At 76.7% G+C, this 4,639-nt stretch carries 1 protein-coding gene; it reads left to right on the forward strand.

Annotation, left to right across the window (positions count from 1 at the left end):
* Positions 1 to 4,639 (forward strand): beta-ketoacyl synthase N-terminal-like domain-containing protein (locus tag AB0E96_RS38370; RefSeq protein ID WP_359831054.1); only part of this gene is annotated, 4,639 nt, incomplete at both ends.

Raw genomic sequence — 4,639 nt, forward strand, 5'->3', positions numbered from 1 at the left:
CGTCGAGATGCGGCAGTCGATCGGCCAGCTGGACGGAGTGGCGATCGCCGCCTCCAGCACGGCCGCCACCAGCAGCATCGGGATCGGCCTGGGCCACGACAGCGCCGCCGCCGTCAGCCCCGGCCGGGCCTTCACCGAGATCGGCTTCGACTCGCTCGCCGCCGTCGAACTGCGCAACCGCCTCACCACGGCGACCGGACTGCGGCTGACCGCCACCCTGGTCTACGACCACCCCACCCCGGACGCGCTCGCCCGCCACCTCGCCGAGCGGATCGCCGGCCCCCCCGCCCGGACGGCCGCCGCACCGGCCGTCCCCGCCGCCCGGGCCCTGGACGACGAGCCGATCGCGATCGTCGGCATGGCCTGCCGCTACCCCGGCGGCATCGGCTCGCCCGAGGAACTCTGGCGTCTGGTCGCCGAGGGCCGCGAGGCCGTCGGCCGCTTCCCGGCCGACCGCGGCTGGGACGAGGACCTCTACCACCCGGAGCCCGGCCACCCCGGCCGCAGCTACTCGCGCGACGGCTCGTTCCTCTACGACGCCGCCGACTTCGACGCCGAGTTCTTCGGGATCAGCCCGCGCGAGGCCCAGGCCATGGACCCGCAGCAGCGCCTGCTGCTGGAGACCGCCTGGGAGACCGTCGAACGCTCCGGCATCGACCCGCTCTCGCTGCGCGGCAGCGACACCGGCGTCTTCGCCGGCGTCATGTACCACGACTGGGCCACCCGGATCGGCCGCGTCCCCGAGGAGGTCGCCGGATACCTCGGCAACGGCAGCCTCGCCAGCGTCGTCTCCGGCCGCGTCGCCTACTCGATGGGCCTGGAGGGCCCGGCCATCACCGTCGACACCGCCTGCTCCTCCTCGCTCGTCGCGATGCACTGGGCGATGCGCGCGCTGCGCCAGGGCGAGTGCTCGCTGGCCCTGGCCGGCGGCGTCACCGTGATGTCCACCCCCGACACCTTCGTCGACATGAGCCGCCAGCGCGGACTGGCCCCCGACGGCCGCTGCAAGTCCTTCGGCGCGGACGCCGACGGCACCGGCTGGGGCGAGGGGGTCGGCCTGCTGCTGCTGGAGCGGCTCTCCGACGCCCGCCGCCACGGCCACCGGGTACTCGGCCTGCTCCGCGGCTCCGCCGTCAACTCCGACGGCGCCTCCAACGGCCTCACCGCCCCCAACGGCCCCTCCCAGCAGCGCGTCATCGAACAGGCCCTGGCGGCCGCCGCGCTGACCCCCGCCGACGTGGACGCGGTCGAGGGCCACGGCACCGGCACCACCCTCGGCGACCCGATCGAGGCCCAGGCGCTGCTCGCCACCTACGGCCAGGACCGCGCGGACGGCGGGGCACCGCTGTGGCTGGGCTCGATCAAGTCCAACCTGGGGCACACCCAGGCCGCGGCGGGCGTCGCGGGCGTCATCAAGATGGTCCAGGCGATGCGGCACGGCGTCCTGCCGCGCACCCTGCACGCCGGGCAGCCGTCCCCGCAGGTCGACTGGGAGTCGGGCGAGGTCGAGCTGCTGACCGAGGCCCGGGACTGGCCGCGCGGGCGGCGCCCGCGCCGGGCCGGTGTCTCCTCCTTCGGCATCAGCGGCACCAACGCGCACGTGATCGTCGAGGAGGCCCCGGCGGCCGAGCCCACGGCCGCCGCCACCGGCTCGCCGGTCGTGCCGGCGGCCGGGCTGCCGGTCCTGCTGTCGGCGCGCACCGCGCCGGCCCTGCGCGCCCAGGCCTCCCGGCTGCGCGAACTGCTCGCCACCGCCGAACCCGGGCTGCTGCCCGCCGTCGCACTGGCCTCCGCCACCACCAGGGCCGCCCTGGAGCACCGGGCCGTCGTCCTGGGCGTCGACCTGCCGGGGCTGCTGGACGGCCTGGACGCCGTCGCCGCCGGAACGGCTCCGGCGGCGGGGGCGGTCGGAGCCGTACGGGAGGGGCGGCTCGCGCTGCTCTTCACCGGCCAGGGGGCGCAACGCCTCGGCATGGGCCGGGAGTTGTACGAGGCCCACCCGGTGTTCGCGGCGCGTTTCGACGAGGTCTGCGCGGAGCTGGACCGGTGGTTGGAGCGGCCGCTGCGCGAGGTGATCTGGGGCGAGGACAGCGACCTCCTCGACCGGACCGCGTACACCCAGACCGCGCTGTTCGCCGTCGAGGTCGCGCTGTTCGCGCTCCTGCAGTCGTGGGGCGTCCAGCCGCACTACCTCGCCGGGCACTCCATCGGCGAACTCGCCGCCGCCCACGTCGCCGGCGTCTGGTCCCTGCCGGACGCCGCCCGACTCGTCGCCGCACGCGGCACGTTGATGCAGTCCCTGCCGGGCGGCGGCGCCATGACCGCCGTCGAGGCCACCGAGGACGAGATCTCCTCGCACCTGACCGACGGCGTGGACATCGCCGCCCTCAACGGGCCGCGCTCCGTGGTCATTTCGGGCGAAGCCACCGCTGTCGAGGCGCTCGCCGAGCGCTTCGCCGCCCAGGGCCGCCGCACCTCCAGGCTCCGTGTCTCGCACGCCTTCCACAGCGCGCTCATGGAGCCCATGCTCGCCGAATTCGAGTCCGTGGCCGCCGGGTTGACCTACCACGAACCGACCGTCCCGGTCGTCTCGACCGTCACCGGCGCCGCCGTCTCCACGGAACTGACCGAACCGCGGTACTGGGTCGACCAGGTCCGCGCCGCCGTCCGCTTCACCGACGCCGTCCGCACCCTGACCGACCACGGCGTCACCACCCTGCTGGAGATCGGCCCCGACGCCGTCCTCACCGCCATGGCCCGGCAGACCCTCGACGACCTCGACACCGACGCCGCCACCGGGACCGTCACCTCGATCGCCGCCCAGCGCCGCGACCGCGACGAGAACACCACCCTCCTCACCGCCCTCGCCGCCCTCCACACCGCCGGCGCGCCCGTCGACTGGGCCGCCCACCTCGGCGCGCTGGACATCACCGGCACGCCCCGCGAGCTGCCCGAACTGCCCACCTACGCGTTCCAGCGCAAGCGGTTCTGGATCGACGCCGAGGGCGGCGCCGACGCCGCCGTCATGGCCGATGCCGGCCTGGAGGCCGCCGAACACCCGCTGCTGCGCGCGGTCGTGGCCACGCCGGACAACGGCGGCCTGGTGCTCACCGGCCGGCTGTCGGTCTCCGCCCAGCCCTGGCTGGGCGACCACGACGTGCTGGGCCGGCTGATCCTGCCCGGCACGGCCTTCGTGGAGCTGGCCGTCTCGGCCGGCGCCCGGATCGGCTGCGGCCGGATCGAGGAGCTGGCCCTGGAAGTACCGCTGATCGTGCCGCCGCAGGGCGGAGTGGCGATCCAGGTCGTGGTGGCGGCCGCCGACGCCTCCGGCGCCCGCCAGGTGACCGTGCACTCGCGCCGCGGCCCGGCCGAAGAAGGCTGGATCCGGCACGCCACCGGTGTGCTGACCGCCCCCGCCGGGGCCCCCGGCTTCGACCTCGCCCAGTGGCCGCCGCACGGCGCCACCGCCGTACCGGTGCGGGGCGCCTACGAGCGGATCGCCGGCCGCGGCTACGGCTACGGTCCGACCTTCCAGGGCCTGAAGGCCGCCTGGCGCCAGGGTGACGACGTGTTCGCCGAGGTGGCGCTGCCCACCGAGGCCCACGCCGACGCCGCCGCGTTCGGGCTGCACCCGGCCCTGCTGGACGCCGCCATGCACGCCGACCTGCTCGACGAGAGCGGCGGGAGCAGCGGTGCGACCCTGCTGCCGTTCGTCTGGAACGACGTGACCCTGCACGCCGCCGGAGCCCCGGCGGTCCGCGTCCACCTGCGCCGGCTGCGCGGCGAGGAGGCGGCCGCGATGTGGATCGCCGACACCGAGGGCCGCCCGGTGGCCACGGTCGGCACGATCGTGACCCGCGAGGTGTCGGTCCGTCAGCTGGCCGCCGCCCCCGGCGCGGACACCGGTTCGCTGCTCCGGACGGAGTGGTCCCGCTCCGCGGCCGACCGCGCCTCCACCGACCGGCCCGTCGCCGGGGCCCTTCCGCGGCTGGACGCCCTGGACGCGGCGGCCGGGACGGACGCCGTGCCGGCCCTGGTCCTGCTCCCGGTCACCGCGGCCGACGGGCCGGTGCCGGAGGCCGCCCGCGCGACCGCCCGTACCGTGCTGGCCGCCGTCCAGCGCTGGCTGGCCGACGAGCGGTTCGCCGCCTCGACGCTGGTGGTGCTCACCCGCGACGCCGTCGCCGTCCGCGAGGACCGCGGCGACGGCGCCACCGCGCTCGGCCCGGTCGACCCGGTGACCGCCCCGATCTGGGGCCTGGTCCGGGCCGCGCAGGCCGAGAACCCGGGCCGCTTCCTGCTGCTCGACACCGACAGATCCGACGCCTCGGCCGCCGCCGTGCCCGTGGCCGCCCTGGTCGGGGAGCCGGAGGCCGCGCTGCGCGCCGGCGAGCTGTGGCTGCCGCGCCTGGCGGCGCTCCCCCAGCCGTCCGCCGAGCGGCCCGCGCCCTGGCGCACCGACGGAACGGTCCTCGTCACCGGCGGCACCGGCGGGCTGGGCGCCCTGGTCGCCCGGCACCTGGCCACCGAGCACGGCGTGCGCCGCCTGCTGCTCACCAGCCGCCGCGGCCCCGACGCCCCCGGCGCGGCCGAACTCGTCGCCGAGCTGGCCGAGTCGGGCGCCGAGGCGACCGTCGCC

The organism is Kitasatospora sp. NPDC036755 (assembly GCF_040636595.1).
Taxonomy (GTDB): domain Bacteria; phylum Actinomycetota; class Actinomycetes; order Streptomycetales; family Streptomycetaceae; genus Kitasatospora.